The 23168-nt window shown below is 74.3% G+C and carries 21 protein-coding genes; 9 read left to right on the top strand and 12 right to left on the bottom strand.

The features are described from left to right. Positions 1–45: 45 nt before the first annotated feature. The 4 genes from EYB28_RS12750 to EYB28_RS12735 form a co-directional block, all read right to left on the bottom strand. The gene (locus EYB28_RS12750) at positions 46–1746 is read right to left on the bottom strand and encodes a cytochrome bc complex cytochrome b subunit (protein ID WP_166848456.1); all 1701 of its coding nucleotides are present in this window, start codon (positions 1744–1746) and stop codon (positions 46–48) included. Then, positions 1743–2792 carry a ubiquinol-cytochrome c reductase iron-sulfur subunit gene (locus EYB28_RS12745; RefSeq protein WP_166848453.1) on the bottom strand — a complete coding sequence of 350 codons (1050 nt, stop codon included), beginning with the start codon at positions 2790–2792 and terminating at the stop codon, positions 1743–1745. The genes EYB28_RS12750 and EYB28_RS12745 overlap by 4 nt, the downstream gene beginning before the upstream one ends. Continuing rightward, positions 2789–3571 (bottom strand): c-type cytochrome, encoded by a 783-nt coding sequence (locus EYB28_RS12740; RefSeq protein WP_166848451.1) that lies wholly within the window; start codon positions 3569–3571, stop codon positions 2789–2791. The genes EYB28_RS12745 and EYB28_RS12740 overlap by 4 nt, the downstream gene beginning before the upstream one ends. A gap of 68 nt (positions 3572–3639) precedes the next feature. Next, positions 3640–4293 (bottom strand): heme-copper oxidase subunit III, encoded by a 654-nt coding sequence (locus tag EYB28_RS12735; RefSeq protein WP_166848449.1) that lies wholly within the window; start codon positions 4291–4293, stop codon positions 3640–3642. 259 nt (positions 4294–4552) lie between these two features. On the opposite strand from EYB28_RS12735, the gene EYB28_RS12730 reads away from it, so the two are divergent. Beyond that, positions 4553–4963, top strand: coding sequence for a hypothetical protein (locus EYB28_RS12730; RefSeq protein ID WP_166848447.1), 411 nt, complete (start codon positions 4553–4555; stop codon positions 4961–4963). Positions 4964–5116: 153 nt separating this feature from the next. Then, positions 5117–6142, top strand: a complete 1026-nt coding sequence (trpD, locus tag EYB28_RS12725; RefSeq protein WP_240930736.1) for an anthranilate phosphoribosyltransferase — start codon at positions 5117–5119, stop codon at positions 6140–6142. Between the two features lie 72 nt (positions 6143–6214). Here trpD and EYB28_RS12720 read toward each other — a convergent pair whose 3' ends face one another. The 3 genes from EYB28_RS12720 to EYB28_RS12710 form a co-directional block, all read right to left on the bottom strand. Beyond that, positions 6215–6496, bottom strand: a complete 282-nt coding sequence (locus EYB28_RS12720) for an Lrp/AsnC family transcriptional regulator (protein ID WP_166848443.1) — start codon at positions 6494–6496, stop codon at positions 6215–6217. Next, positions 6490–8367, bottom strand: coding sequence for a DEDD exonuclease domain-containing protein (locus EYB28_RS12715; RefSeq protein WP_166848441.1), 1878 nt, complete (start codon positions 8365–8367; stop codon positions 6490–6492). Before EYB28_RS12715 ends, EYB28_RS12720 begins: the two co-directional genes overlap by 7 nt. 78 nt (positions 8368–8445) lie before the next feature. Next, complete coding sequence (locus tag EYB28_RS12710; protein ID WP_166848439.1) at positions 8446–10269, bottom strand: long-chain fatty acid--CoA ligase; 1824 nt, start codon at positions 10267–10269, stop codon at positions 8446–8448. A 213-nt stretch (positions 10270–10482) separates the two neighbouring features. Here EYB28_RS12710 and EYB28_RS12705 point away from each other — a divergent pair, with 213 nt between their 5' ends. Continuing rightward, positions 10483–11427, top strand: coding sequence for an ROK family glucokinase (locus EYB28_RS12705; protein WP_166848437.1), 945 nt, complete (start codon positions 10483–10485; stop codon positions 11425–11427). A gap of 39 nt (positions 11428–11466) precedes the next feature. Here the strand turns inward: EYB28_RS12705 and EYB28_RS12700 are convergent, their stop codons facing one another. Beyond that, positions 11467–12015 carry a hypothetical protein gene (locus EYB28_RS12700; RefSeq protein WP_166848435.1) on the bottom strand — a complete coding sequence of 183 codons (549 nt, stop codon included), beginning with the start codon at positions 12013–12015 and terminating at the stop codon, positions 11467–11469. Positions 12016–12126: 111 nt separating this feature from the next. Between EYB28_RS12700 and EYB28_RS12695 the strand changes: the two genes are divergently transcribed. Next, positions 12127–12831, top strand: a complete 705-nt coding sequence (locus EYB28_RS12695; protein WP_166848433.1) for a 1-acyl-sn-glycerol-3-phosphate acyltransferase — start codon at positions 12127–12129, stop codon at positions 12829–12831. 83 nt (positions 12832–12914) lie between these two features. Here the strand turns inward: EYB28_RS12695 and EYB28_RS12690 are convergent, their stop codons facing one another. After that, entirely contained in the window at positions 12915–13439 is a 525-nt protein-coding gene (locus EYB28_RS12690; RefSeq protein ID WP_166848430.1) for a GNAT family N-acetyltransferase, read from the bottom strand. A gap of 176 nt (positions 13440–13615) precedes the next feature. On the opposite strand from EYB28_RS12690, the gene EYB28_RS12685 reads away from it, so the two are divergent. After that, complete coding sequence (locus tag EYB28_RS12685) at positions 13616–14842, top strand: pyrophosphate--fructose-6-phosphate 1-phosphotransferase (RefSeq protein WP_166848427.1); 1227 nt, start codon at positions 13616–13618, stop codon at positions 14840–14842. A gap of 125 nt (positions 14843–14967) precedes the next feature. Next, complete coding sequence (locus tag EYB28_RS12680; protein WP_166848424.1) at positions 14968–16332, top strand: class II 3-deoxy-7-phosphoheptulonate synthase; 1365 nt, start codon at positions 14968–14970, stop codon at positions 16330–16332. Here the strand turns inward: EYB28_RS12680 and EYB28_RS12675 are convergent. After that, positions 16319–18454, bottom strand: coding sequence for a Stk1 family PASTA domain-containing Ser/Thr kinase (locus EYB28_RS12675; protein WP_166848421.1), 2136 nt, complete (start codon positions 18452–18454; stop codon positions 16319–16321). The genes EYB28_RS12680 and EYB28_RS12675 overlap by 14 nt on opposite strands. 48 nt (positions 18455–18502) lie before the next feature. Here EYB28_RS12675 and EYB28_RS12670 point away from each other — a divergent pair, with 48 nt between their 5' ends. Then, the gene (locus EYB28_RS12670; RefSeq protein WP_166848418.1) at positions 18503–18937 is read left to right on the top strand and encodes an Rv2175c family DNA-binding protein; all 435 of its coding nucleotides are present in this window, start codon (positions 18503–18505) and stop codon (positions 18935–18937) included. Positions 18938–19001: 64 nt separating this feature from the next. Here EYB28_RS12670 and EYB28_RS12665 read toward each other — a convergent pair whose 3' ends face one another. Continuing rightward, entirely contained in the window at positions 19002–20105 is a 1104-nt protein-coding gene (locus tag EYB28_RS12665) for a polyprenyl synthetase family protein (RefSeq protein WP_166848415.1), read from the bottom strand. Between the two features lie 42 nt (positions 20106–20147). After that, complete coding sequence (locus tag EYB28_RS12660) at positions 20148–20783, bottom strand: hypothetical protein (RefSeq protein ID WP_166848412.1); 636 nt, start codon at positions 20781–20783, stop codon at positions 20148–20150. A gap of 185 nt (positions 20784–20968) precedes the next feature. Here EYB28_RS12660 and EYB28_RS12655 point away from each other — a divergent pair, with 185 nt between their 5' ends. Together EYB28_RS12655 and EYB28_RS12650 are read left to right on the top strand one after the other, a co-directional pair. Then, positions 20969–22339: a DUF4192 family protein gene (locus tag EYB28_RS12655; RefSeq protein WP_166848409.1), complete on the top strand. Its 1371-nt coding sequence runs from the start codon at positions 20969–20971 to the stop codon at positions 22337–22339. 162 nt (positions 22340–22501) lie between these two features. Beyond that, a complete protein-coding gene (locus tag EYB28_RS12650) occupies positions 22502–22801 on the top strand; it encodes a universal stress protein (RefSeq protein ID WP_166852345.1) in 300 nt (99 codons plus the stop codon). Positions 22802–23168 lie beyond the last annotated feature (367 nt).

The following is a 23168-nucleotide window of genomic DNA, read 5'->3' as shown; positions in this document are numbered from 1 at the left end:
AGCGGGGGAGGGGCGCGCGGGTCATCGTTCCAGCCTGCAGGAGACTCAGTGCTCTCGCTCGGCGTCGCCGGAGCCCGAGACCAGCTCGGGGGCGGAGTGGGTCGGCTCGAGCTCGTCGTGCTCGCCGTGCGAGTGCGCGGCGGCCAGCTCGGCCGGGGTGACGGGCTCGACGCGGTCCTCGTAGAAGAACCGGGAGAGCCGCTGCCAGCGCTTGTCGGACTTGTAGCCCTTGCGCTTGACGCCCCGGGCGTCCGCCGCTGGTTCGATCTGCAGCGGTGCGTGGGCGTCGTAGTTGACCCGCAGCCACCGCTCCTGCTCGTCCAGGGGGCGGTGCACCTCGATGTACTCACCGTTCGCGAACCGCACGATCCGGCCGGTCTCGTGCCCGTGCAGGACCAGCTCGCGGTCCTTGCGCTGCAGGCCCAGGCAGATGCGCTTGGTGATCCAGAACGCCAGCACCGGGCCCACGAAGAACAGGATCCGGAACACCCAGGTGATCGTATTGATCGACAGACTGAAGTGCGTCGCGATGAGGTCGTTCGACCCGGCGAGGGCCAGGAGGATGAACTCGAACAGGAACGCGACCCCGAGACCGGTGCGCACCGGCACGTTGCGCGGGCGGTCGAGCACGTGGTGCTCGCGGTGGTCCCCGGTCACCTTCGCCTCGATGAACGGGTAGACGAACAGGAACGTGAACAGCAGGCCCGGCACGACCACGGCCGGGATGAGGACGTTCAGCGACAGCGTGTAGCCGCCGATGACGATCTCCGCCTGTCCCGGCATGAGGCGCAGCGATCCCTCGAGGAACAGCATGTACCAGTCGGGCTGGGCGCCCGCGGACACCGGCGACGGGTCGTACGGCCCGTAGTTCCAGACGTTGTTGATCGCCATCGTGCCGCCCATGAGGGCCAGCACGCCGAAGATGATGAAGAAGTTGCCGCCCATCTTCGTGGCGAACGCCGGGACGGCGGGCGAGCCGACCACGTTGTTGTTCGTGCGCCCGCCTCCCGGGTACTGCGTGTGCTTGTTGAGCACCATGAGGAACAGGTGCAGGCCCACCAGGGCGAGCAGCAGCGCAGGCACCACGAGGATGTGCAGGGTGAACAGGCGCGGGATGATGTGCTCGCCCGGGAACTCTCCGCCGAAGATGAAGTACGACAGGTACGAGCCGATGATCGGGATCGACTTCACCACGCCGTCGGTGATGCGCAACCCGTTGCCCGAGAGCACGTCGTCCGGCAGGGAGTAGCCGGTGAAGCCGGCCAGCAGCCCGAGGATCATCATCGTGACGCCGACGAGCCAGTTGATCTCACGCGGCTTGCGGAACGCGCCGGTGAAGAACACGCGCATCATGTGCACGACGATGCCGGCGAGGAAGATGAGCGCGGACCAGTGGTGGATCTGCCGCATCAGCAGGCCGCCGCGGACCTCGAACGACATGTCGAGCGTCGAGGCGAACGCCACCGACATGAGCTCGCCGTGCATCGTGGCGGGGTGCTCGTTCTCGTAGCGCGTCAGCGCCATCGACGGCTCGAAGAACATCGTCAGGAAGAAGCCCGACAGGATCAGGACGACGAACGAGAAGAGCGCGATCTCGCCGAGCATGAAGGACCAGTGGTCCGGGAAGACCTTGCGGACGAGCTGCTTGGTGAGGACACCGATCTTGGTCCGCTGGTCCAGGTAGTCGGCGGTCTTGCCGACCGGGGTGGTCGGCTCCGCCGGGGAGGAGGGTGTCGTGGTGCTCACTTGAGACGCTCCCAGTAGCTCGGGCCGATGGGCTCGTTGAAGTCGTCCTCCGCCACGAGGTAGCCCTCGTCGTCCACCGTGATCGGCAGCTGCGGCAGCGGACGCTTGGCCGGGCCGAAGACCACCTTGGCGCCGTCCGCGATGTCGAACGTCGACTGGTGGCAGGGGCACAGCAGGTGGTGCGTCTGCTGCTCGTACAGAGCGACCGGGCAGCCGACGTGGGTGCAGATCTTGGAGTAGGCGACGATGCCGTCGTGCGAGGCACCCTCGCGGTGGTCCCGCTTGAGGTCCCGGGGGTCGAGACGGACGAGCAGCACCACGGCCTTGGCCTTCTCCGTGATCCAGTGGTGGGACTCGCGCTCCTCGGCCGGCACGTCGGGGATGACGTGCGCGACCGAGCCGACGGTGAGGTCGGCGGCCTTGATGAGGCGGCCCGACGGGTCGTACGCGAGGCGCGTGCCCTTCTGCCACAGGGTGTGGCGGAACTTGCTCACGTTCCAGTCGCCGCCGACGCTGGAGACGAGCGGCACGGCGATGGACAGCGGGAACAGCGCGAGCGCCAGGCCGACCGAGCCGAGGAGCACGGGGCGACGGGCGATGCCCGAGTCCTTGTAGCCGTCCTGGAACTGGGTGGCGACGGTCTCGCGGACCTCGGCCGAGCTGCTGCTCGAGTGCCGCTCCTCGATGTACTCCTTGTTGGACATGAGGGTCTTGGCCCAGTGCACGGCGGCGATACCGATGCCGAGCAGGGAGACCGCCATGCCCACGCCGAGGAGCAGCGTCGACAGGCGTACGCCCTCGGTGGTGCCGTCGGGGCGCACGGCGAAGTAGGCCACCAGCGAGCCGACGGTGCCGATGGCGGAGACGACGAACAGCAGCGCGATCAGGCGCTCGTTGCGCTTCGCCGCCCGCGGGTCGGAGTCGGCCAGGCGAGGGTGGTGCTCGGGCACGCCGGGGTCGGCGAAGCGGTCCGCCTGGGCGAGCGTCCCGTCGCCGCCGTGGGGCGTGACGTCATGCGAGGGCTGGGGGTTCTGGTTCTCGCTCACGAGGACTTCGCTCCGATCCACACTGCGGCGCCGATGATGAGCCCGAGGCCCACGATCCAGGCCCAGAGGCCCTCCGACACGGGGCCGAGCGAGCCGAGGGACAGGCCGCCCGCGGAGCCGTCGCGCTGCTCGTCGAGGTACGCGATGATGTCGCGCTTCTCGTCGGGAGTGATGTTGGCGTCGTTGAACACCGGCATCGACTGCGGGCCGGTGAGCATCGCCTGGTAGATGTTCTGCTCGGACGTCTCGAACAGCGGCGGGGCGAACTTGCCCTCCGAGAGGGCGCCGCCGGCGCCGACGGCGTTGTGGCACATCGCGCAGTTGGTGCGGAACAGGGCGGCGCCGTTTGCCGGGTCACCCAGGCTGGCGTCCACCTGCTCGTCGGTCGGGATCGCCGGGCCGGCGCCGAGCGAGGCGACGTAGGCGGCGAGGGCCGCCGTCTGCTCCTCGTTCATCTGCGGCGGCTTGGCCTCCGCCTGGGGGCCGTTCATCTGCATGGGCATCCGGCCGGTGGAGACCTGGAAGTCCACGGCGGCCGCGCCCACGCCCACGAGGGACGGGGCCTGGGCGGTGCCCTCGGCGCTCGGGCCGTGGCAGGTGGCGCAGTTGGCCTGGAAGAGCTTCTTCCCCGTCTCGATGTCCGCGGTGCTGGCGGTGTCGGCCTGGGCGGCCGGGCTCGGTGCCAGGGCGGCGTAGACGCCGCCCGTGACCAGCAGCGCCAGCAGCATGAGCAGCACCGGCGCGAGCCGGTGGTGCCTGCGGGCGGCGAGTGCCTTCACGAATTGATCCTCGTCTCGCAGATGGAAGGTGCAGTGTCAGGAGGGCCGGCGCCCGCGCCGGCCGGACGTCAGCGCAGGAGGTAGATGACGGCGAAGAGCGCGATCCACACCACGTCGACGAAGTGCCAGTAGTAGGACGTGACGATGGCCGTGGTGGCCTCGTGGTGACCGAACCTGCGCGCGGCGAACGACCGGCCCAGCAGGAAGAGGAAGGCGATGAGTCCGCCGACCACGTGCAGGCCGTGGAACCCGGTCGTCAGGTAGAAGACCGAGCCGTAGGCGCTGGACGAGATGCTGACGCCCTCGTGCACGAGCTCGGCGTACTCGAAGATCTGGCCGCCGATGAAGAAGGCGCCCATGAGGTAGGTGAGCGTCATCCACTCGTTCATGCCCCAGCGGTTGACCGCCAGGATCGAGCCGGTGCGCGCGGGCTGGAAGCGCTCGGCGGCCCAGACACCCATCTGGCAGGTCACGGACGACAGCACCAGGACCGTCGTGTTGATCGCGGCGAACGTGAGGTTCAGCTTGTCCGCCTGCGCGGCCCACTCCGCCTCGGGCATCACCGACCGGACGGTGAAGTACATGGCGAACAGTCCCGCGAAGAACATGAGCTCGCTCGCGAGCCAGACGATCGTCCCGACCGACACGGGGTTCGGACGGTTGACGCTCACGTGCTGGTGGGCATGGGGGGCAGCAGCCGTTGCGGTCGACACGTCAGCCATTATGGCTGACATGTGGTGGGTTCGAGCCACTCGGGCGGGGGTGGTGCGCAGATCGGATCCACAGATTCTGCGAAATCTCGCCACTCCACGCCCACGAGATGACGCTCGTCGGCAGAGTGCCAGTAAAAGACCACGTTCACCGGCTGACCGAGGTGACACCCGTGTGCCACGATGCCAGCAAACGCCGGTACCGGAACGGTGCCCGAGATCCTGCCCGCGACGTGCCCGACGACGTGCTCCTTCGTGAAGGGAAGGCCCCATGACCCAGGAACCCACCGACCCGCGGCGAGGCCCGCGCGTCCTGCTGTACAGCGACGACCACACGGCGCGCGAGCAGGTGCGCCTCGCGGTCGGGCCGCGGATCGAGGCGCACGCGCCGGAGATCACCTGGCAGGAGGTGGCGACCCCGGCCGCCGTCGTGGCGGCCGTGGAGAAGCACCCGTGGGACGTCCTGGTCCTCGACGGCGAGGCCGACCGGTCCGGTGGCATGGGCCTGTGCCGTCAGCTCAAGAACGAGATCTACCGGTGCCCGCCCGTCGTGGTCCTCACCGGCAGGCCCGCCGACGGATGGCTAGCATCGTGGTCGCTCGCCGACGCCGTGGTGCCCAGGCCGCTCGACCCCGTCGAGCTCCAGCGCGCCGTGGCCGGCCAGCTCGCCGTGACGGCCTGAGGCGCCCCCGCGAGGGGACGCACGGGCGCGTCCGGACCGTGCGTCCACCGAACCGGAGGGAACCTGGTGCCCACGAACGACCGCCCCGCGCCCACGCAGCCGAGCCCGACGCCGTCAGCGTCGACCACGCCGGCCGCCCAGTCGTGGCCCGGGCTGCTCACGGAGCTGATCGCCGGGCACGACCTGACCGCGCAGGACACCGCGTGGGCCATGGACGCCGTGATGTCCGGCGAGATCTCGCCCGCCCGCCTCGCGGCGTTCCTCGTCGCGCTGCGGGCCAAGGGCGAGACCGTCGAGGAGCTGACCGGGCTCGCCGACACGATGCTCGCCCACGCCCGGCGCTTCACCGTGCCCGGGCCCACCGTGGACATCGTCGGCAGCGGCGGGGACCGGGCCCACACCGTGAACATCTCGACGATGGCGGCGGTCGTCGTGGCCGGCGCGGGCATCCGCGTCGTCAAGCACGGCAACCGGGCGGCCTCCTCGTCCTCCGGGTCGGCCGACGTGCTGGAGGCGCTGGGCGTCCGGCTCGACCACGGACCGGAGCGGGTGGCCGAGCTGGCGGAGCAGGTCGGTATCACCTTCTGCTTCGCGATGGTCTTTCACCCGTCGTTCCGCCACGCCGGCGTGGCGCGCAAGGAGCTGGGCATCCCGACCGCCTTCAACTTCCTCGGCCCGCTGACCAACCCCGCCCAGCCCCGCGCGACGGCGGTCGGGGTCGCCGACGCCCGCATGGCGCCGCTCGTCGCCGGGGTCTTCGCGACCCGGGGGACCGACGCGCTCGTGTTCCGTGGCGACGACGGCCTGGACGAGCTCGCCGCGACCGCCGGCTCGACGGTCTGGGAGGTCCGTGAGGGGCGGGTCACCGAGACCCGGCTCGACGCCGCGGACGAGCTCGGGCTGCAGCGCATCGAGGTCGGCGACCTGCGCGGTGCGGACGCGCAGCACAACGCGGGCGTGGCCCGCGACGTCCTCACCGGGGCGGACCGTGGCCCCGTGCGCGAGACCGTCCTGCTCAACGCGGCCGCGGCCCTCGTGGCCGACGGCAGCCTGCCCGGGACGGAGACGGGGACGCTCGCCGCGCGCCTGTCGGCCGGCATCGAGCACGCGGCCCGCAGCGTCGACGACGGGGCCGCCTCCGCCGTGCTGGAGCGCTGGGCCGCCGCGACGCAGGACTGAGGCGACGCCGGCAGCCACGACCCGGCGTCCGCCGTCCTCGCGGGTCGGCGTCCGCCGGGGGCCGTGGCTCCGTCAGTCGTCGAGGCCGAGGGCGAACGCCTGCTCGAGGTCGACGTTCGAGTACGCCCGGAACGCGATGAGCGTCTCGGTGCGCACCACGCCCGGCACCTTGCTGATGCCGTCGGCGATGACGTCGGCGAGGGTCTCGTGCTCCCGGACGCGGACCATGGCCACCAGGTCGGCCTTGCCCGTGACCGAGTAGACCTCGCTCACGCCCCGCAGGTTCGTGACCTGGGTGGCGACCTCGGGGATCTGGTCGGCCTCGGTGTCGATGAGCACGATCGCGGTCAGCATGCCGCCATCGTAGCCACCGGGGCGGCGGCGCCGTCGGACCCGCGGCCGGTCGGCTCCCCGTGCGCCTCGTCGCGGTCCTCGCCGGCCATGGCTCGCTCCACGGTGTCGGACACCAGGCCGAGGCCGGTGTGGGCGGCTGCGGACCGCACGGGGCACGCCCAGCGGTCGCTGACGTGCACCAGGCGCACCCCGGGCCCCTCGAGCCACTCCAGCAGGAGCGCCGCCTCCTCGGGGTGACCCGCGGGCGCGGGTGGTACCGGCGCGGGGACGACCTCGGCCGTGGCCCGCAGGGCGTCGACCACCGGCAGCGGGTCCTCGTCGGGACGGGTGACGGCGGTCGCCGCCAGCCGGGCGTGCCGCACCACGACGATCTCCCAGCCGCCCGGCGGGGTGGGGCGGGCCGCCACGAGCTCGGCGCAGCTGGCCAGCGGTCCGAGGCGCTGGGCGCGGGCGGCGCCGTGCACGAACGCCCGCAGCCGGGCCGTCACCCGGTCCGCCTCCTCGAACCGCTCGGTGGCCGAGAGCCGCGCCACGCGCTCCGCGAGGGCCCGCACGACCGGACCCGGGTCGCCGGTGAGGGCGTCGGCGGCGGCCCGCGCCGCCGACGCGTACTCCGCGGCCGCACGTGCACCGTGTCCGGCGAGCGGGCCGTCGGTGTCGGTGCTGGTGCTGGCGCCGGTGATGGTGCACGGCGCCGCGCACCGCCCCATCCCGGCCAGCGCGCAGGGGCTGCCTGGGGTGCGGGCGGCGCGCGGGAGCCGGGCCGTGCACTGCCGCAGCGGCACGGCGTCGTGCAGGGCGTCCACGGCCTCCTGGGCGGTCCGGCGCGACGTGAACGGGCCGATGTGCGGGGACCCGGCGCGGACCTCGCGGACGATCGACAGCCGCGGGTACGGCTCGTCGGTGAGCCGCACCCACGTGCGCCGTTCGGGGTGCTTGGAGCGCCGGTTGTACCGCGGGGCGTGCTCGGCGATGAGCCGGAGCTCGCGGACCTGCGCCTCCAGCGGCGTGGCGCACACGACGGGGGTGACGGCGTGCGACAGCCGCACCATCTCGGTGATCCGGCGCCGCTTCTCCGCCGCGGTGAAGTACGAGCGCACGCGCTTGCGGATGTTGGTCGACGTGCCGACGTACAGCACCTCGTCCTTCGGGCCGCGGAACAGGTAGACGCCCGGGCCCTCCGGCAGGCCGTCGGCCAGGGTGCGCTTGCGGCGGACGTCGGGCGGCACCGGGTCGGCCGCGGTGGCGAGGTCCTCGAGGTGCTGCACGCCGAGCGGGGCGAGCCGCTCCAGCAGCGCGTGCAGCACGTCGACGGTCGCGCGGGCGTCGGCGAGCGCGCGGTGCTCGGGCGACGTGCGGGCACGGAACAGGGCGGACAGCGTCGCCAGCTTGTGGTTCGGCGCCTCGTCGCGCGTCACGACGCGGCGCGCGAGCGCCAGCGTGTCCACGACCGGGAACCCTGGCCAGGCGTAGCCGAGGCGCTCGCAGGCGGCCCGCAGGAACCCGACGTCGAAGGGGGCGTTGTGCGCGACGAGGACCGTGCCGCGGGCGAACTCGAGGAAGCTCGGCAGCACGAGGTCGAGCGGCGGAGCCGTCGCGACCATCGCCGTCGTGATCCCCGTCAGGCGCGCGACGAACGCGGGGACGGGGCGTCCCGGGTCGACGAGCGACTGCAGCTCGGCGAGCACCTCGCCGCCGCGCACCTTGACCGCCCCGATCTCGGTGATGCCGTCCTCGGCGGCGCGGCCGCCGGTGGCCTCCAGGTCGACGACGACGAACGTGACGTCGCTCAGCGGGGTGCCGAGGTCGTCGAACGACGGCTGGACGCCCGCTGAGGTGAGCGGCGTCGGGCCTGGCGAGGGGCTCGGCATGCGCGGGACGCTAGCGTGCGCCCCCGACACGCTCCCGACACGCCCCCGGGAGGGCCGCGCCGGGAGGGCCGCGGCGCGTCAGCGCGGCGACTTGTCCCGGGTGTCGACGTAGAGCTCGTCGATCTCGGCGGCGAAGTCCTCGACGAAGACGTGCCGGCGCACGCTCTGCTTGGGCGTGAGGTAGCCGTTCTCCACCGTGAGGTCGCCGGGCAGGACGGCGAACTTGCGGATGGACTCCGCCTTGGACACGGCCTGGTTGGCGCGGGTGACGGCGCCGTCGAGGGCGGCCAGGACGTCGGGGTCGGTCGCGGCCTGCGCGGGCGTCATCTCCGGCTTGCCGTGCATCTTGAGCCAGCCGGGAAGGCCCTCGGCGTCGAGCGTGACGAGGGCGCCGATGAACGGGCGGTTGTCCCCGACGACCACGCACTGGCTCACCAGCGCGTGGGCGCGCAGCCGGTCCTCGAGGATCGCGGGGGCCACGTTCTTGCCCGCGGCGGTCACGATGATCTCCTTCTTGCGGCCGGTGATCGTGAGGAAGCCGTCGTCGTCGAGCGTGCCGAGGTCGCCGGTGCGGAACCAGCCGTCGTCGAACGCCTCGGCCGTGGCCTCCGGGTTGTCGTGGTACCCCCGGAACACCTGGATCCCGCGCAGCAGGATCTCGCCGTCCGGGGCGATCCGGACGCCGCAGCCCGGCAGCTGCGGGCCGACCGTGCCGATCTTCGTCGACTCCGGGCGGTTCACGCTGGTGGGGGCGGTGGACTCGGTGAGGCCGTAGCCCTCCAGCACCGTCAGGCCGAGCCCGCGGTAGAAGTGGCCGAGGCGCTCGCCGAGCGGCCCACCGCCTGAGACGGCGTATCGCGCCTGCCCGCCGAGCACGGCGCGGAGCTTGCCGTACACGAGGACGTCGGCGAGCTTGTGCTGCAGGCGCAGCCACGGCGACGGGCCCCTGGGGGCGTCCAGCGCTCGCGAGTACGCGATCGCGGTCGCCGCGGCCCAGTGGAAGATCTTGAGCTTGCCGCCCGCCGCGGCGTTCTGCTCGGCGGCGTTGTAGACCTTCTCGAAGACGCGCGGCACCGCGAGGATGTAGGTGGGGCGGAACGACCCGAGGCCCTCCGTGACGGTCTTGAGGTCGGCCCAGTGGCCGAGCACGGTGCCGCTCGCCACCGCGAGGATCTCGATGTACCGGGCGAAGACGTGCGCCAGCGGCAGGAACAGCAGGGTCCGCCCGCCGTCCTTGAAGACCTCCGGCACCGCGGCGACCGCGTTGACCGCCAGCAGGGCGAAGTTGGCGTGCGTCAGCTCGGCGCCCTTGGGGGTCCCGGTGGTGCCCGACGTGTAGATGATGGTCGCCAGGTCCTCCAGGTCGGCGATCGCGCGCCGGCGCGCGATCTCGTCGTCGGGCACGTCGGCCCCGGCGGTGACGAGCTCGGCGATCGCTCCCTCGCCGGTGGCGGCGTCGAGGGTGAGCACCTCACGCAGCGCCGGGGCGCGGTCCGCGACCTCGCCGACGGTGGCGGCGAGCTCGTCGTTCTCGACCACGGCCACGGTGAGGCCGGAGTCGGTGAGGATCCACTCGACCTGCTCGGCCGACGAGGTCTCGTAGATCGGCACCGGCACGGCGCCGGCGGCCCAGGCGGCGAAGTCGAGGAGGGTCCACTCGTACCGCGTGTGCGACATGATCCCGACGGGCTCGCCGGGCTGGACGCCCTTGGCGACGAGGCCCTTGGCCACGGCGACGACCTCCGCGTCGAACGCCGCGGCGGAGACGGGCTCCCAGCCGTGCGCCCCGTGCCGCTCGGCGAGCGGCGCCTGCGGGTTCTTCGCCACCCGGGTGGCGAGGAGGTCGTTGAGGTTCGACGTCGCGGGCAGCTCGACCGCCTGCGGTGTGGTGATCTCGTCCATGGCTGACTCCAGTGGCAGGGCTCGTGGTGGCCGTCACGATACCGGGTCTCAACGGTGGTCCGCGCCGTCCCGGGACCCGGGGGTGCCCGGACCGTGGGCGGGCGTTCCACCACGACCCGTCGTCTCGCTAGTCTGGACCCGCGCGCCCCGGCGCGTCTGCTCCCCGTCGCGGTGTCGCGACATCCCCGAGGAACGAGAACGTGAGGTTCACGCATGCACGCCATCGGAGTCGACATCGGCGGCACCAAGATCGCTGTCGGTGTGGTGGACGAGGCGGGTGCGATCCTGGCGAAGGTCCGCCGCGAGACCGAGCCCGACGACGTCGCCGACATCGACCGGGCGATCGCCGACGCGTGCCGCGAGCTGGCCAAGGAGTACGAGGTCGGGGCGATCGGCCTCGCGGCGGCCGGCTTCGTCAGCCCGGACCGGCGGTCGGTGCTGTTCGCGCCGAACATCGCGTGGCGGGAGTACCCGCTGGCCGAGCGGATCGAGAGCCTGCTGGACCTCGACGTGCCGGTGGTGGTCGAGAACGACGCCAACGCCGCGGGCTGGGCCGAGTTCCGCTACGGCGCCGGCCGGGAGGCGACGGACATGCTGATGCTGACCGTCGGCACCGGGCTCGGTGGGGCGGTCGTCGTGGACCGCGAGCTGGTGCGCGGCAAGTGGGGCGTGGCGGCCGAGGTCGGGCACATGCGCGTCGTGCCCGGCGGGCACTACTGCGGCTGCGGGCACGAGGGGTGTTGGGAGCAGTACGCCTCCGGGACGGCGCTGGTGCGCGACGCGCGCCACGCTGCGGTGGCGCAGCCCGGCCGGGCGACGCGGCTGCTGGACCTGGCCGGCGGCGAGCCGTCGGGGATCACCGGCCCGCACGTGACGCAGGCGGCCCAGGAGGGCGACCCCCTGGCGGTGGAGCTCCTCGCGACGCTCGGCCGGTGGATCGGGGAGGGCGCGGCGTCGGTGGCGGCGCTGCTGGACCCCGAGCTGTTCGTGATCGGCGGCGGGGTGGGCGCGGCCGGGGACCTGCTGCTGTCCCCGGTCCGCAGGGCGTACGAGGCGCAGCTGTCGGCGCTCGGGCACCGGCCCGTGGCGCACATCGAGCTGGCCGAGCACGGCAACGAGGCCGGCATCGTCGGCGCCGCCGACCTGGCCCGTCGCTGACGAGCCGGCCGCGGGCCCGGGGCCCGCGGCCCGTGCCGGTCAGACGACGGCGCCGGTGTCGTCGTCCTCCGGGTCGCGGCGGTGCGGCATGCGCCACAGGAGCACCACGACCGCGGCGAGGAACGCGACGCCGCCGGCGGGACCGAGCCACGCGGGCACGTGGAGCGTGGGGACCATCGCCCGCACCACGACGAGCGCGACGGTGAGCACGGGCACGCCCACGAGGACCGCCCAGCACAGGGTCAGGAGCGGGTCGCGGGAGAGCACCGGTTCCGGCTCGGGCGGCACGAAGTGCGACTCCGCCTCCTCGAGCGCCTCCACCTCGGGCGTGGTGGGCCAGTCCCGCGGCCCGGTGGCGCGTGGCGGCGGGACGACGTCGGCCGTGCCGTCCGGCCCGTCCTCCGACATGCTGCCCGGCCCGTCGTCGTCCGCCGTCCGGGCGGCGTCGGGCACGGACCCTGCGGACGTGCCAGGCTGGACGTCGAGCGACCCGAGGCGTTCGACGATGTCCGCCCAGCGCGCCTCGACGGCGTCGTCGGGCAGGTCGTCCGGCGTGTCAGGATCGGCGTCCGGGTTCGGTGCGGCCATGGGTTCACTCTATTGTTCCTCCCACGTCCGTTCCTACGTCGTGGACGACGTCGTGGGCGACGTCGTATCGAGGACCGGGGTGCACCACGACGCCGACGGCAAGGAGGACCGTTGTTCTACTGGGTGATGAAGCACGTGCTGGTCGGGCCGTGGCTCCGGCTGGCCTTCCGCCCGTGGACGAGGGGCGTGGAGAACGTGCCGGCCGACGGGCCGGCCATCCTGGCCAGCAACCACCTCGCCGTCATCGACTCGTTCGTGCTGCCGCTCGTGCTGGAGCGCCAGGTGCAGTTCCTCGGCAAGTCCGACTACTTCACCGGCAGCGGGATCAAGGGCCGGCTGGTGGCCGGGTTCATGCGGGGCGTCGGCACGATCCCCGTCGACCGCTCAGGCGGGAAGGCCAGCGAGGCCGCGCTGCGCACCGGGCTGCGGGTGCTGTCGGACGGCGAGCTGTTCGGCATCTACCCGGAGGGCACCCGCAGCCCCGACGGGCGGCTGTACCGCGGGAAGACGGGGGTCGCGCGCCTCGCCCTGGAGTCGGGCGCGCCCGTGGTCCCCGTGGCGATGGTGGGCACCGACGTCGCCCAGCCGCTCGGCCGGGCCGTCCCGCGGCCGAAGGCGATCGGCGTCGTCATCGGCGAGCCGCTCGACTTCAGCCGCTACCAGGGCATGGAGCACGACCGGTTCGTGCTGCGCTCGGTCACCGACGAGATCATGTACGCCATCCTGCGGCTGTCGGAGCAGGAGTACGTCGACGTGTACGCCGCGACCATGAAGGCCCGGCTCGCCGCCGGCCGTGACCCGGGTCGCACGGACTGACCCGAGCGCCCGGGTGCGGCCGCGGCGCCGGCTGTGACGCCGGGCGCGACCTCCGGCAGACACGTCGGCGGGCACGCGGCCGGTCAGGGCACGCGCAGCCGGATCCACGCGTCCCTTGGCAGCTCCGGGCGGCCGGGGACCGGCCGGTGCGCCAGCGTCCACGCGCCCGGGGCGACGTCGGCCGCGACGCGGGGCCAGAACGCCGCCGCCGCGCCGTTCGCGTGCTGGAACGCCACCTCCCAGTCGCCGCGCCGGGACGTGAGGACGCTCCGCGCGAACCGCCGCCCGACGCCGCCGCGGCGTGCCGCCCGCACGACGAAGAAGCCCGAGAGCACACGGACCGGGGCGTCGAGCCCCCGGACGACCGCGAGGCCCGCGGGGCGGCCGCCGAGACGCGCGAGCCACGCCTCCCACCCCGGGTCGGAGCGGGCGGCGCGCAGCCGCTCGTCCCGGAACCGCCCGCGGGCGTCGGGCAGGGCGCCGGTCACCGCCGACATGTCGTGCTGGAAGAGGGCCCACAGCCGGTCCAGGACGTCGACGTCGGCCGCGGTGGCCGGGCGGACGTCGAGCGGGACGGCGGGCTCGGTCGTGCTCGTGGAGTGCTGCATACACAAGAACCTCCCGGCGCCCGGAGGCGGGGGAGGTCCTGGGGACATCCTCTCACGCCCGGGGCAGGCGCCCGGGGGAGACCGGCCGCGGCGTCCGTGGACACCGGCGCCCGGCGCACGGGGCGGCTCGTAGGATGTGGGAGCAGTTCGTCCCCCACCGAGAGGTATTTGCTGTCATGTCGGTTCGTCGTGTGGCCCTGCTGACCGCGGGCGGCTTCGCGCCCTGCCTGTCCTCCGCCGTCGGCGGCCTCATCGAGCGCTACACCGAGCTCGACCCCTCGATCGAGATCATCGCGTACCAGTACGGCTACCACGGCCTGCTGACCGGGACGAAGATCGTCGTCGACGACGAGGGGCGCAAGCAGGCGGGCATCCTGCACCGGTTCGGCGGCTCGCCCATCGGCAACTCGCGGGTCAAGCTCACCAACGCCGCGGACTGCGTCAAGCGTGGCCTGGTCGCCGAGGGGCAGGACCCGCTGCACGTCGCCGCGGAGCAGCTCAAGGCGGACGGCGTCGACGTCCTGCACACCATCGGGGGCGACGACACCAACACCACCGCCGCGGACCTGGCGGCGTACCTGCACGAGAACGACTACGAGCTCACCGTCGTCGGCCTGCCCAAGACGATCGACAACGACGTCGTGCCGATCAAGCAGTCCCTCGGCGCCTGGACCGCCGCCGAGGAGGCCGCCGGCTTCGCGGCGAACGTCATCGGCGAGCACCGCTCGGGCCCGCGCATGCTCATCGTGCACGAGGTCATGGGCCGGCACTGCGGCTGGCTCACGGCCGCCGCGGCCGCCGAGTACCGCCGCTGGCTCGACGCGCAGGAGTTCGCGCCGGCGCTGGGCCTGACGCGCGAGCGCTGGGACGTGCACGCGGTCTTCCTGCCGGAGCTCGCCATCGACATCGACGCCGAGGCCGAGCGGCTCAAGGGAGTCATGGACACCCACGGCAACGTGAACATCTTCCTGTCCGAGGGCGCCGGCATGCACGAGATCGTCGCGCAGCTCGAGGCGGCCGGCGAGGAGGTCCAGCGCGACCCGTTCGGCCACGTCAAGCTCGACACGATCAACCCCGGCCAGTGGTTCGCCAAGCAGTTCGCCGAGCGCCTCGGGGCCGAGAAGGTCATGGTGCAGAAGTCCGGCTACTACTCGCGCGCGGCGGCCGCCAACGCCGAGGACCTGCGCCTCATCAAGTCGATGACCGACCTCGCCGTCGAGTGCGCCCTGCGGGGCGAGGCCGGCGTCATCGGCCACGACGAGGAGGATCAGGACAAGCTCAAGGCGATCGCGTTCCCGCGCATCGCCGGCGGCAAGGCCTTCGACGTCTCGCAGCCCTGGTTCGGCGAGATCCTCGAGGCCATCGGCCAGCCGCTCGTGCCGGCGCAGCCCGCCGCGCACTGACGCACAGGGCCGCCCCGGCCCGACCGGCCGGGGCGGCCCCCCGAACCTCCGACCCGGCGCCGTTCCAGCCCCCACCGAACCAGCTCCGTTCCCTCCCCACCGACCCGCCAGGAGCCCAGAGCCGCATGACCACCGCCGTCGACACCGTCGCACCGGGGACCGACCCCGAGGGCCTCGACCGCTTCCGCACGCTCGAGGCGCGACAGCAGCCCACCTGGCCGGACGCCGAGGCGCTCGCGGCCGCGGCCGGGCGCCTGGCCGGCGCGGCACCCCTGGTGGTCCCCGCGCAGGCCGTGCAGCTCACGGAGCGGCTCGCCGCGGCCGGCCGCGGCGAGGCGTTCCTCCTGCAGGGCGGGGACTGCGCCGAGACGTTCGCGGACGCGAGCGCGACGCGCATCCGCAACAAGGTGCGCACGATCCTGCAGATGGCGGTCATCCTCACCCACGGGGCGAGCACCCCGGTGGTGAAGATGGGCCGGCTCGCGGGGCAGTACGCCAAGCCGCGCTCCAGCGACACCGAGACGCGCGACGGCGTCACGCTGCCCGCCTACCGCGGCGACATGGTCAACGGCCACGAGTTCACCGTCGAGTCCCGCACGCCCGACCCGCGCCGTCTGGAGCAGGCGTACCGGATCTCCGCGGCGACCGCGAACGTGGTGCGCGCCTTCACCGAGGGCGGGTACGCCGACCTGCGCCGCGTGCACGAGTGGAACCGCGGGTTCATGCGCAACCCGGCCTACGCCCGCTACGAGCGCACCGCCTCGGAGATCGACCGCGCCGTGCGGTTCATGGAGGCCTGCGGGGCCGACTTCGAGGCCCTGCGCGGCGTCGAGTTCTACCTCAGCCACGAGGCGCTCGTCCTCGACTACGAGCGCGCTCTCACCCGCGTCGACACGCGGACAGGGCGCGCCTACGACACCTCGGCGCACTTCCTGTGGATCGGCGAGCGCACCCGCCAGCTCGACGGCGCGCACGTCGAGTTCCTGTCCCGGGTCGCGAACCCCGTGGGCGTCAAGCTCGGGCCGACCACCACGGGCCAGGACGCCATCGCGCTCGCCGAGCGGCTCAACCCGGACAACGAGCCCGGCCGGCTGACGTTCGTCACCCGGATGGGCGCCGGCAGGATCCGCGACGTGCTGCCCGGCGTCGTGGAGCAGGTGACGGCGGCGGGCGTCCGGGTCACCTGGGTGACCGACCCCATGCACGGCAACACCATCACCTCCGACAGCGGCTACAAGACGCGCCGGTTCACGGACGTGCTCGACGAGGTCACCGGGTTCTTCGAGGTGCACCAGGCGCTCGGCACCGTCCCGGGCGGCCTGCACATGGAGCTGACCGGCGACGACGTCACCGAGGTGCTCGGCGGCAGCGAGGAGATCTCGGACGACGGCCTGGCGCTGCGCTACGAGACGCTCGTCGACCCGCGGCTCAACCACCAGCAGTCGCTGGAGATGGCGTTCCGCGTCGCGGAGATGCTCACCAGACCGTGACGGTGACGGTGCTGCCCTTCGGGGCCTCGCCGGTCGTGTCCTGGAAGCGCACGGTGTCCAGCAGGCCGCCGAGGTAGACGTTCTCCTCGACCTCGAGGCCGGCCTTCTCGAGCGCCTTCGTCGCGTCGGCCCTGCTCATGCCGACGACGTCGGGCACCGTCACCAGGGGCGGCCCCTGGGAGACGGTGAGCTCAACCGTGTCGGTGCGGTGCGCCGTCGTGCCCTGCTTCGGCGACTGCTTCATCACGTGCCCTGCCGGGATCTTCTCCGAGTAGCGGGGCTCGGCCAGCTCCACCCGCAGGCCCAGGCCCTCGAGGTCGGCGACGGCCTCGTCCTTCTCCTTGCCCACCTCCTGCGGCACCTGGACGGGGGCGGGGCCGTCCGAGACCGTGAGCGTCACCTCGGTGTCGTGCCGCTGGCGCGAACCCTCCGGCACCGACACGGCGAGCACGGTGCCCTTCGCCGCCTCGTCGTCGTACTCGCCCTCGGGCGCGGTCACGGTGAAGCCGGCGCCCTCCAGCGCGGCCGTGGCCCGGGGCGCCTTCAGCCCGAGCAGCTCGTCGGGCACGTCGAGCATCTCGACGCCGCGCGACACCACGAGCCGGACCGACCCGTCGAGGCGCACCGGCTCGCCCGGCGCGGGTCTGGTGGTGACGACCGAGCCGCGGGGGACATCGTCGTCATAGGTGCGGGTGGTGGTGGACTCGAGACCGGCGTCGGCGAGCACGGCCTCGGCGTCGTCGGCGGGGACGCCGGCCACTCCGGCGGGCACGGACGTCCAGGCTCCGGGTCCGTCCTCGAACCACCACCAGGCGCCCGCCCCGCCGCCCCCGACGACCAGCAGGGCGGCGAGCACCCAGGCGACGGCGCGCCGCCGGCCGCGGCGCGGCCGGTCGGTACCGGGCGACGCCAGGGCGCGGGTCGGCTGCTCGACGAGGACGTCGGTGGGCTGCGCCGCGACGGGGGCGGACAGCTCCTGGAAGAACCCGGCGGGGATGGCGTCGACGGCGTCGGTGCTGCCGGCGTCCGGGTCGGGCGCGTCGGCGTCGCCGGCGGGCGCGTCGTGCGCGCCGCCGTGCTCCCCGTCGACGGGCCCCGAGCCGGAGGCGAGGCCGGGAGCGCCGCCCGAGGCCGCGGACGACGCCACGTCGTCCTGCTCCCCGGAGCCGGGCGGGCGCGGCCGGTCGGCGCGCAGCGCCAGGACCTCGGGGGGCAGCTCGGCGCGCAGGCGCCCCACGAGCTCGAGGGCGACGGCGGCGTCGGCGGGGCGGGCGCGCGGGTCGCGCGCCGTGCAGGCCGCGACGAACCGGTCCACCGCCTCCGGGAGCCGGTCGAACCGCTCCGACGGCGGGGGGAAGTCCTCGTGCACGTGGTGGAACGCGACCTGCAGGGGAGCCTCGTCCGGGTAGGGGAGCGTGCCCGTGAGCATCTCGTAGGCCAGCACCCCCACCGCGTACACGTCGGTGCGGGCGTCGCAGGCGCTGCTCGTGATCACCTCGGGCGCCAGGTAGGCGACCGTGCCGAGGATGGTGCCGGTCGCCGTCGAGGTCACCTCCGTGACCGCACGCGCCAGCCCGAAGTCCGCGACCTTCACCCGGTCGCGCCGGTCGTGCTCGGCGGCGCCGTGACCGGTCGCCGTCTCCAGGTCGCCGGCGGCCGGGTCCACGACGAGGACGTTCTCCGGCTTGACGTCCCGGTGGACGAGCTGACGTCGGTGCGCCGCCGCCAGGGCGTCCAGCACCTGGGCGAGGACGTCGAGGGTGCGCCCGACGTCCAGCGGGCCCTGGTCGTGCAGCATCCGCCGCAGGTTCTCGCCGGGGACGTACTCCATCACCAGGTAGCTGGTCTCGCCGTCGAGGCCCTGGTCGTAGACGGCGACCACGCCGGGGTGGGTGAGGCGGGCCGCGGCGCGCGCCTCGCGACGGAAGCGGGAGACGAACGCGGCGCCGTCGACGCCGTCGGCGAGGTGCGGGTGCATGACCTTGATCGCGACCTCGCGGTCCAGGCGCCGGTCCGTGGCGAGGTAGACGGTGGCCATGCCGCCGCGCGCCACGCGCGAGACGATCTCGTACCGCCCGTCGACCAGGCGGCCGAGGAGCGGGTCGGTCGTCGTGATGGCCACGCGACGAGTGTAGGCGCGGGGCGCCCCCGCGGGCCGTAGGCTGGCCCGGTGAGTGCCACGCCTGCTCCCGGTGAACGCCCGGACGACCCCACGAACGGCCCCTCGGACGACCTCGCCGAGCTCGACGCGCTGGTCGACGGGTGGCTGACCCTGCCCGACGTCGCCGAGGAGACGGGGGTGGACGTCGGCAAGGTCCGGCGCCAGGTCTCCGAGCGCCTCCTCGTGGGGGTCCGGCGGGGGGAGCGGCGGACGTTCCAGGTCCCGGCGGCGTTCCTCGTCCCGGACGACGACGGCCGCGGCGGCCGGCACGTCCTCGCCTCGCTGCGCGGCACCGTGCTCGTGCTGTCGGACGCCGGGCTGACCGACACGGAGATCCTGGCCTGGCTCTTCACGCCGGACGAGTCGATCGGGACGGCGCCCATGGAGGCGCTGCGTGCCGGACGCAAGCACGAGGTCCGGCGGGTCGCCCAGGCGCTGGCCTGATCGTCGACGCGCGGGGCCCGTCGGGCCTCGCGCCGCCCGCGCCGGCGTCGGCCCTGAGCGCCCGTCAGGCGGCCCGGTCGACCGCGGCGTGCGCCAGGTCCACCAGCACCCGGCGGGCGGACTGCTCGAGGTCGGCCGCGGCCAGGGCGTCGAGCGCCTCGGCCGTGAGCGCGGCGATCAGCTCCTCCACGCCGGGGAGCGCGCCGCTGGCGGTGATGACCTCCCGCAGGCGGCGCACGGCGTCCTCGTCGAGCCCCGGGTCCCCGAGGCGCGCCGCGAGGAGCGCGCGGTCGTCGGGCCCGGCACCCGCCATCGTGCGGGCGACGAGGACGGTGCGCTTGCCCTCCCGCAGGTCGTCGCCTGCCGGCTTGCCGGTCACGTCCGGGTCCCCGAAGACGCCGAGCACGTCGTCACGCAGCTGGAACGCCTCGCCGAGGGGGAGCCCGGCGGCCGCCACGGCCGCCCCGCCGTCGTGGGCGCCGGCCAGCACGGCGCCCAGCACGAGCGGGCGCTCCACCGAGTACCGGGCGGACTTCGCGCGCAGCACCGTCCGCGCCCGGGCCTCGTCCCCCGCGGGGTCGACGCCCCACGGCTCGGCCTGCACGAGCACGTCCAGGTACTGGCCCACGACGACCTCGGTCTGCATCGCGTCGAACAGGGCGCGGGCGGCTGCCGCGCGGTCCGCCGGGAGCCCCGCGACGGCGGCCGCCATCTCCCGCTGGCACGCGACGAGGCACAGGTCGCCCAGGAGGATCGCGGCCGCCGTCCCGAAGCGTGCCGCGTCGCCGGACCACCCCGCCTCGGCGTGCCGGGCCTCGAAGGCCCGGTGCGCCGTCGGGAGACCTCGGCGGGTGTCGGAGGCGTCCATGACGTCGTCGTGCAGCAGGGCGGCCGCCTGGAAGAGCTCGAGGGCGGCGCCGGCGCGGACCGCCGCCTCGCGGCCCGGTCCGTCGGCCGGGCCGCCGTGCGCCCGGTAGGACCAGTAGCAGAACGCCGCACGCAGCCGCTTGCCACCTCGGAGCAGCACCGAGGCCTGGGTGGTGAGGGCGGCCGCCGACGCGCCGATGCCCGACACCTCGGCGGCGAGCCCGTCCATGTGCCCGTCGACCGCCGCGTCCACGTCGTGGCGAAGGTTCTCGAGGTCGACGAGCGCGGTGGCGGTAGGCATGGACGACAGCCTAAGCCGACGGCCCCGCGTCGCCGGAGGGGGTCAGCGCACCACGGACCCGCTCACCGTGACCAGCCTGCGGTCGCCGTCGTCCAGCACGCCGAGCAGCACCGTCTCGACCGGGCCGTCGCCCTTCGCCTCGCGGGTGAACGTGGTGTGCGCCGTGAGCCCGGAGAACGCGGCCGTCTCGGACTCGCTGAACCCCGCGTCGCGCAGGGGCCCGGCGAGCTGGTCGAGCGCCTCCTGGACGCTGCGCTGCGTCGACAGGTTGAGGGTGACGTCGGTCAGCTTCCCCGCGCCGTCGGACACCGAGCTGGCCAGGACGGTCGCGTCGTCGGGCGCTCCGAGCAGGTCGCGGGGGAACCCGGGCGCGTACCCGCCGACGGCGGTCCCGGGCGCGAAGGTGGGCAGCGCTGCGTCGGGCTGCGTGGGTGGCGCCGACGGCGTCCCGGCCCCGTCCCGCGCGCCGCGCCCGGATCCGTCGTTGCCGGCGGTGAGGCCGCTCGCGTCGGTCCCCGTCGGGTCGCCGTCGGCGACGCCGCCGACCCCGCAGGCCCCGACGACACCGACCAGCAGGGCCGTCACCGCCGCGACGCCCGCGACGGAGGCGCGACCGCGGCCCGGGCCCGTGCGGCCGCCGCCGCACGACGGGACCGGGGGGACGGGAGGCTGGCGCACGGCGCCCACCGTAGCGGGTCGCGGACGGCGCCCCGACACCGACCGCAGCGGCCGTTGCCGGCCGTTCCGTCGCCGGCACGCGGCGGCGGGATCCCGCCCCTGCGACCGTGCCCACAGTCGGCGGGCACGCACAGATGTGCGCGAGCCGGGGGCCGCGACGGGCACGACCGGCTGGGATCGGTCGCATGACACCCACCGTCGCCACCTACTTCTCCGCCCGTCCCGATCCCACCGGGCCGTCCGACGCGGTCGACGGCGCGGTCGCCACCGTCCGTGCCCGCTCGTCGCGCGACCTGCTCGCCGCCGTGCCGTACCTGCTGGGCTACCGGCCCCGCGAGAGCCTCGTGGTGGTCTGCGTCGGCGCCCGTGGCACGGTCGACCTCGTCGTCCGTGTCGCGCTCGACGACTTGCACCTTGCCGGCGCCGTCCGGGACCGCGCGAGTGACCCGGTCGGCCGGCTCGTCGCCGCCCTGCACCGCACCAGCGCCACGGACCTCCTCATCGCCGTGCACACCGCGCGCGAGCCGTCGACGTTCCGTCCGCGCGTCGAGCCCGTGCTCGCGGCGCTCGAGCGGGTGGCGGACGTCGAACCCTGGCTCGTGTCCCCGCACGGGTACCGCGGCCTGGACTGCGACGACGCGGCGTGCTGCCCTCCGGAGGGGCATCCCCCGACCGACCTGGAGCACCGCGCGGTCAACGCCGCGCTCGTCGTCGCCGGGTGCGCCGTGGCGGACTCGCCCGAGGACGCGTACCGCATCCGGCCGGCGCCCGAACCGTGCCGCGCCCGCGCGGCGAGGGCGGCGACCCGCGCGGAGCGCGCCGGGCGGGCGCACGACGTCGAACGTGATGCAGAACCCGGTGCCGGACGTGATGCTGAATGTGGCGCCGAGCGAGGGGGAGCGCCGGACGTCGCCGGAGGAGCGGCGGCACGGGCACGTCGCCGGACCGCCGGGTACGACCTGTGGTGCGAGCTGGTGCGGCACGCGGCCCGCGAGGCCGACGCGGGGCCGCCCGGTGCCGCGGCGCTGCCGCCGGCACGGCTCGGGCGCCTCGCCGTGGCCCTGGGCGACCTCGCCGTGCGGGACGCGGTGCTCCTGTCGCTGGTCCCTGGTGGCGAGGACGTGGCCCGTCGTACCGCGTCCGCGCGCCCTGGTCCCGGAAGCCGCGTGCCCGCGTCGTCGGCCCGGGGCGCGCACCCGTCGCCGGACGGGCCGCCGGGCCCGGGCGCCGGCGAGGACGCGGCGGACGGTGGCGTCGAGGCAGCCACGGCCCGTGCCGTGGCGCGCGTGGTCGACCCCCGCGTCGCCGTCGTCCCGGACCCCGCGGTGGCGAGGTCCGCGACCCTGGTCCTGGAGCAGGTCGTGGCGCACGTGCCGCGGCGGCGGCACGCGCCGGCGCTGACGCTGCTGGCGTTCCTGGCATGGTGGCAGGGCGACGGCGGACGGGCGGCGCACCGGCTCCAGGAGGCGACCTCGGCGGACACGGGGTACCGGCTCGCCGCCCTGCTCGGGGCGGTGCTCGACGCCGGGGTGCCGCCGGGCTGGGTGCGGTCGTGACGCGGTCGGGCGGCCGCGGGCCATACGGGGGACCACGCGAGGGACGACGGAGCGCCCACGGCCGTGCGGTGTCGGGTAGCGTGCCGCAGTGTGAGCGTGGAACCCCCGATCGTCGTCGGACTTCTGAGCACCGCCGAAGGCGAGGCGGCGCTCACCGCAGCCATGACCGAGGCCCGCGAGCGCGGCGCCCCCCTCACTCTCGTCGTCACGCGGCCCGACGAGGACGCGCTGGCGGCGGCGCGGTCTCGGCTGGAGGGCGAGGACCTCGACCACACCGTCGTCACGGGCACCGGCGACCTGGCCGAGGACCTCGTCCGCGCCGCCCACGAGGCCTCGGCCGCCCTCATCGTGATCGGGCTGCGGCGCCGCAGCCCCGTGGGCAAGCTCATCCTCGGCTCGGGCGCGCAGCGGATCCTTCTCGAGGCGCCGTGCCCGGTGCTCGCGGTGAAGCCCTCGCGGTGAGGCCATGAGGTCGCCGCGGCGCCGTGACGCCACGGCCGGTTCGCCGTCGCGGGGCCGGGACGTGGTGTGACGCTCGTGACGGACGCCGGGCGTGTCGTGGTGCGAGCGCCGGCTCGCGCGACGGCGGACGAAGGCGCGCAGGCGCGCCACGGCGGGCATCCGGCGGGAATCTTCACGGCACCCCGGACGTTGTGACGATCACGGTGGGACCGGTGACACGGGACGCACGGGCGGGCGCAGAAGCCTGCGGTGCCGCGTCGCCACGGGTGTCGCCGTTACAATATTGGGTGTCCGCCCGAGCCTCGGCCCACCGAGTCCTCGGCCATGACGGCGGAGCACCGTCCCCTCGAATGCCGAAAGGTCGGTT

Origin of the sequence: Isoptericola sp. BMS4, assembly GCF_011634835.1 — a bacterium.
Taxonomy (GTDB): domain Bacteria; phylum Actinomycetota; class Actinomycetes; order Actinomycetales; family Cellulomonadaceae; genus Isoptericola.
The sequence above is the reverse complement of the archived record's forward strand: the minus strand, read 5'-3'. Positions and strand labels throughout refer to the sequence as shown.

What these genes read in the sequence shown, in the direction of transcription:
- EYB28_RS12655 (WP_166848409.1), top strand. Translation starts at nt 20,969, where the DNA reads ATGACACCCACCGTCGCCACCTACTTCTCCGCCCGTCCCGATCCCACC.
- EYB28_RS12650 (WP_166852345.1), top strand. Translation starts at nt 22,502, where the DNA reads ATGACCGAGGCCCGCGAGCGCGGCGCCCCCCTCACTCTCGTCGTCACG.
- EYB28_RS12710 (WP_166848439.1), bottom strand. Translation starts at nt 10,269, where the DNA reads ATGGACGAGATCACCACACCGCAGGCGGTCGAGCTGCCCGCGACGTCG.
- EYB28_RS12715 (WP_166848441.1), bottom strand. Translation starts at nt 8,367, where the DNA reads ATGCCGAGCCCCTCGCCAGGCCCGACGCCGCTCACCTCAGCGGGCGTC.
- EYB28_RS12720 (WP_166848443.1), bottom strand. Translation starts at nt 6,496, where the DNA reads ATGCTGACCGCGATCGTGCTCATCGACACCGAGGCCGACCAGATCCCC.
- EYB28_RS12665 (WP_166848415.1), bottom strand. Translation starts at nt 20,105, where the DNA reads ATGCCTACCGCCACCGCGCTCGTCGACCTCGAGAACCTTCGCCACGAC.
- EYB28_RS12705 (WP_166848437.1), top strand. Translation starts at nt 10,483, where the DNA reads ATGCACGCCATCGGAGTCGACATCGGCGGCACCAAGATCGCTGTCGGT.
- EYB28_RS12730 (WP_166848447.1), top strand. Translation starts at nt 4,553, where the DNA reads ATGACCCAGGAACCCACCGACCCGCGGCGAGGCCCGCGCGTCCTGCTG.
- EYB28_RS12690 (WP_166848430.1), bottom strand. Translation starts at nt 13,439, where the DNA reads ATGCAGCACTCCACGAGCACGACCGAGCCCGCCGTCCCGCTCGACGTC.
- EYB28_RS12685 (WP_166848427.1), top strand. Translation starts at nt 13,616, where the DNA reads ATGTCGGTTCGTCGTGTGGCCCTGCTGACCGCGGGCGGCTTCGCGCCC.
- EYB28_RS12700 (WP_166848435.1), bottom strand. Translation starts at nt 12,015, where the DNA reads ATGGCCGCACCGAACCCGGACGCCGATCCTGACACGCCGGACGACCTG.
- EYB28_RS12735 (WP_166848449.1), bottom strand. Translation starts at nt 4,293, where the DNA reads ATGGCTGACGTGTCGACCGCAACGGCTGCTGCCCCCCATGCCCACCAG.
- EYB28_RS12680 (WP_166848424.1), top strand. Translation starts at nt 14,968, where the DNA reads ATGACCACCGCCGTCGACACCGTCGCACCGGGGACCGACCCCGAGGGC.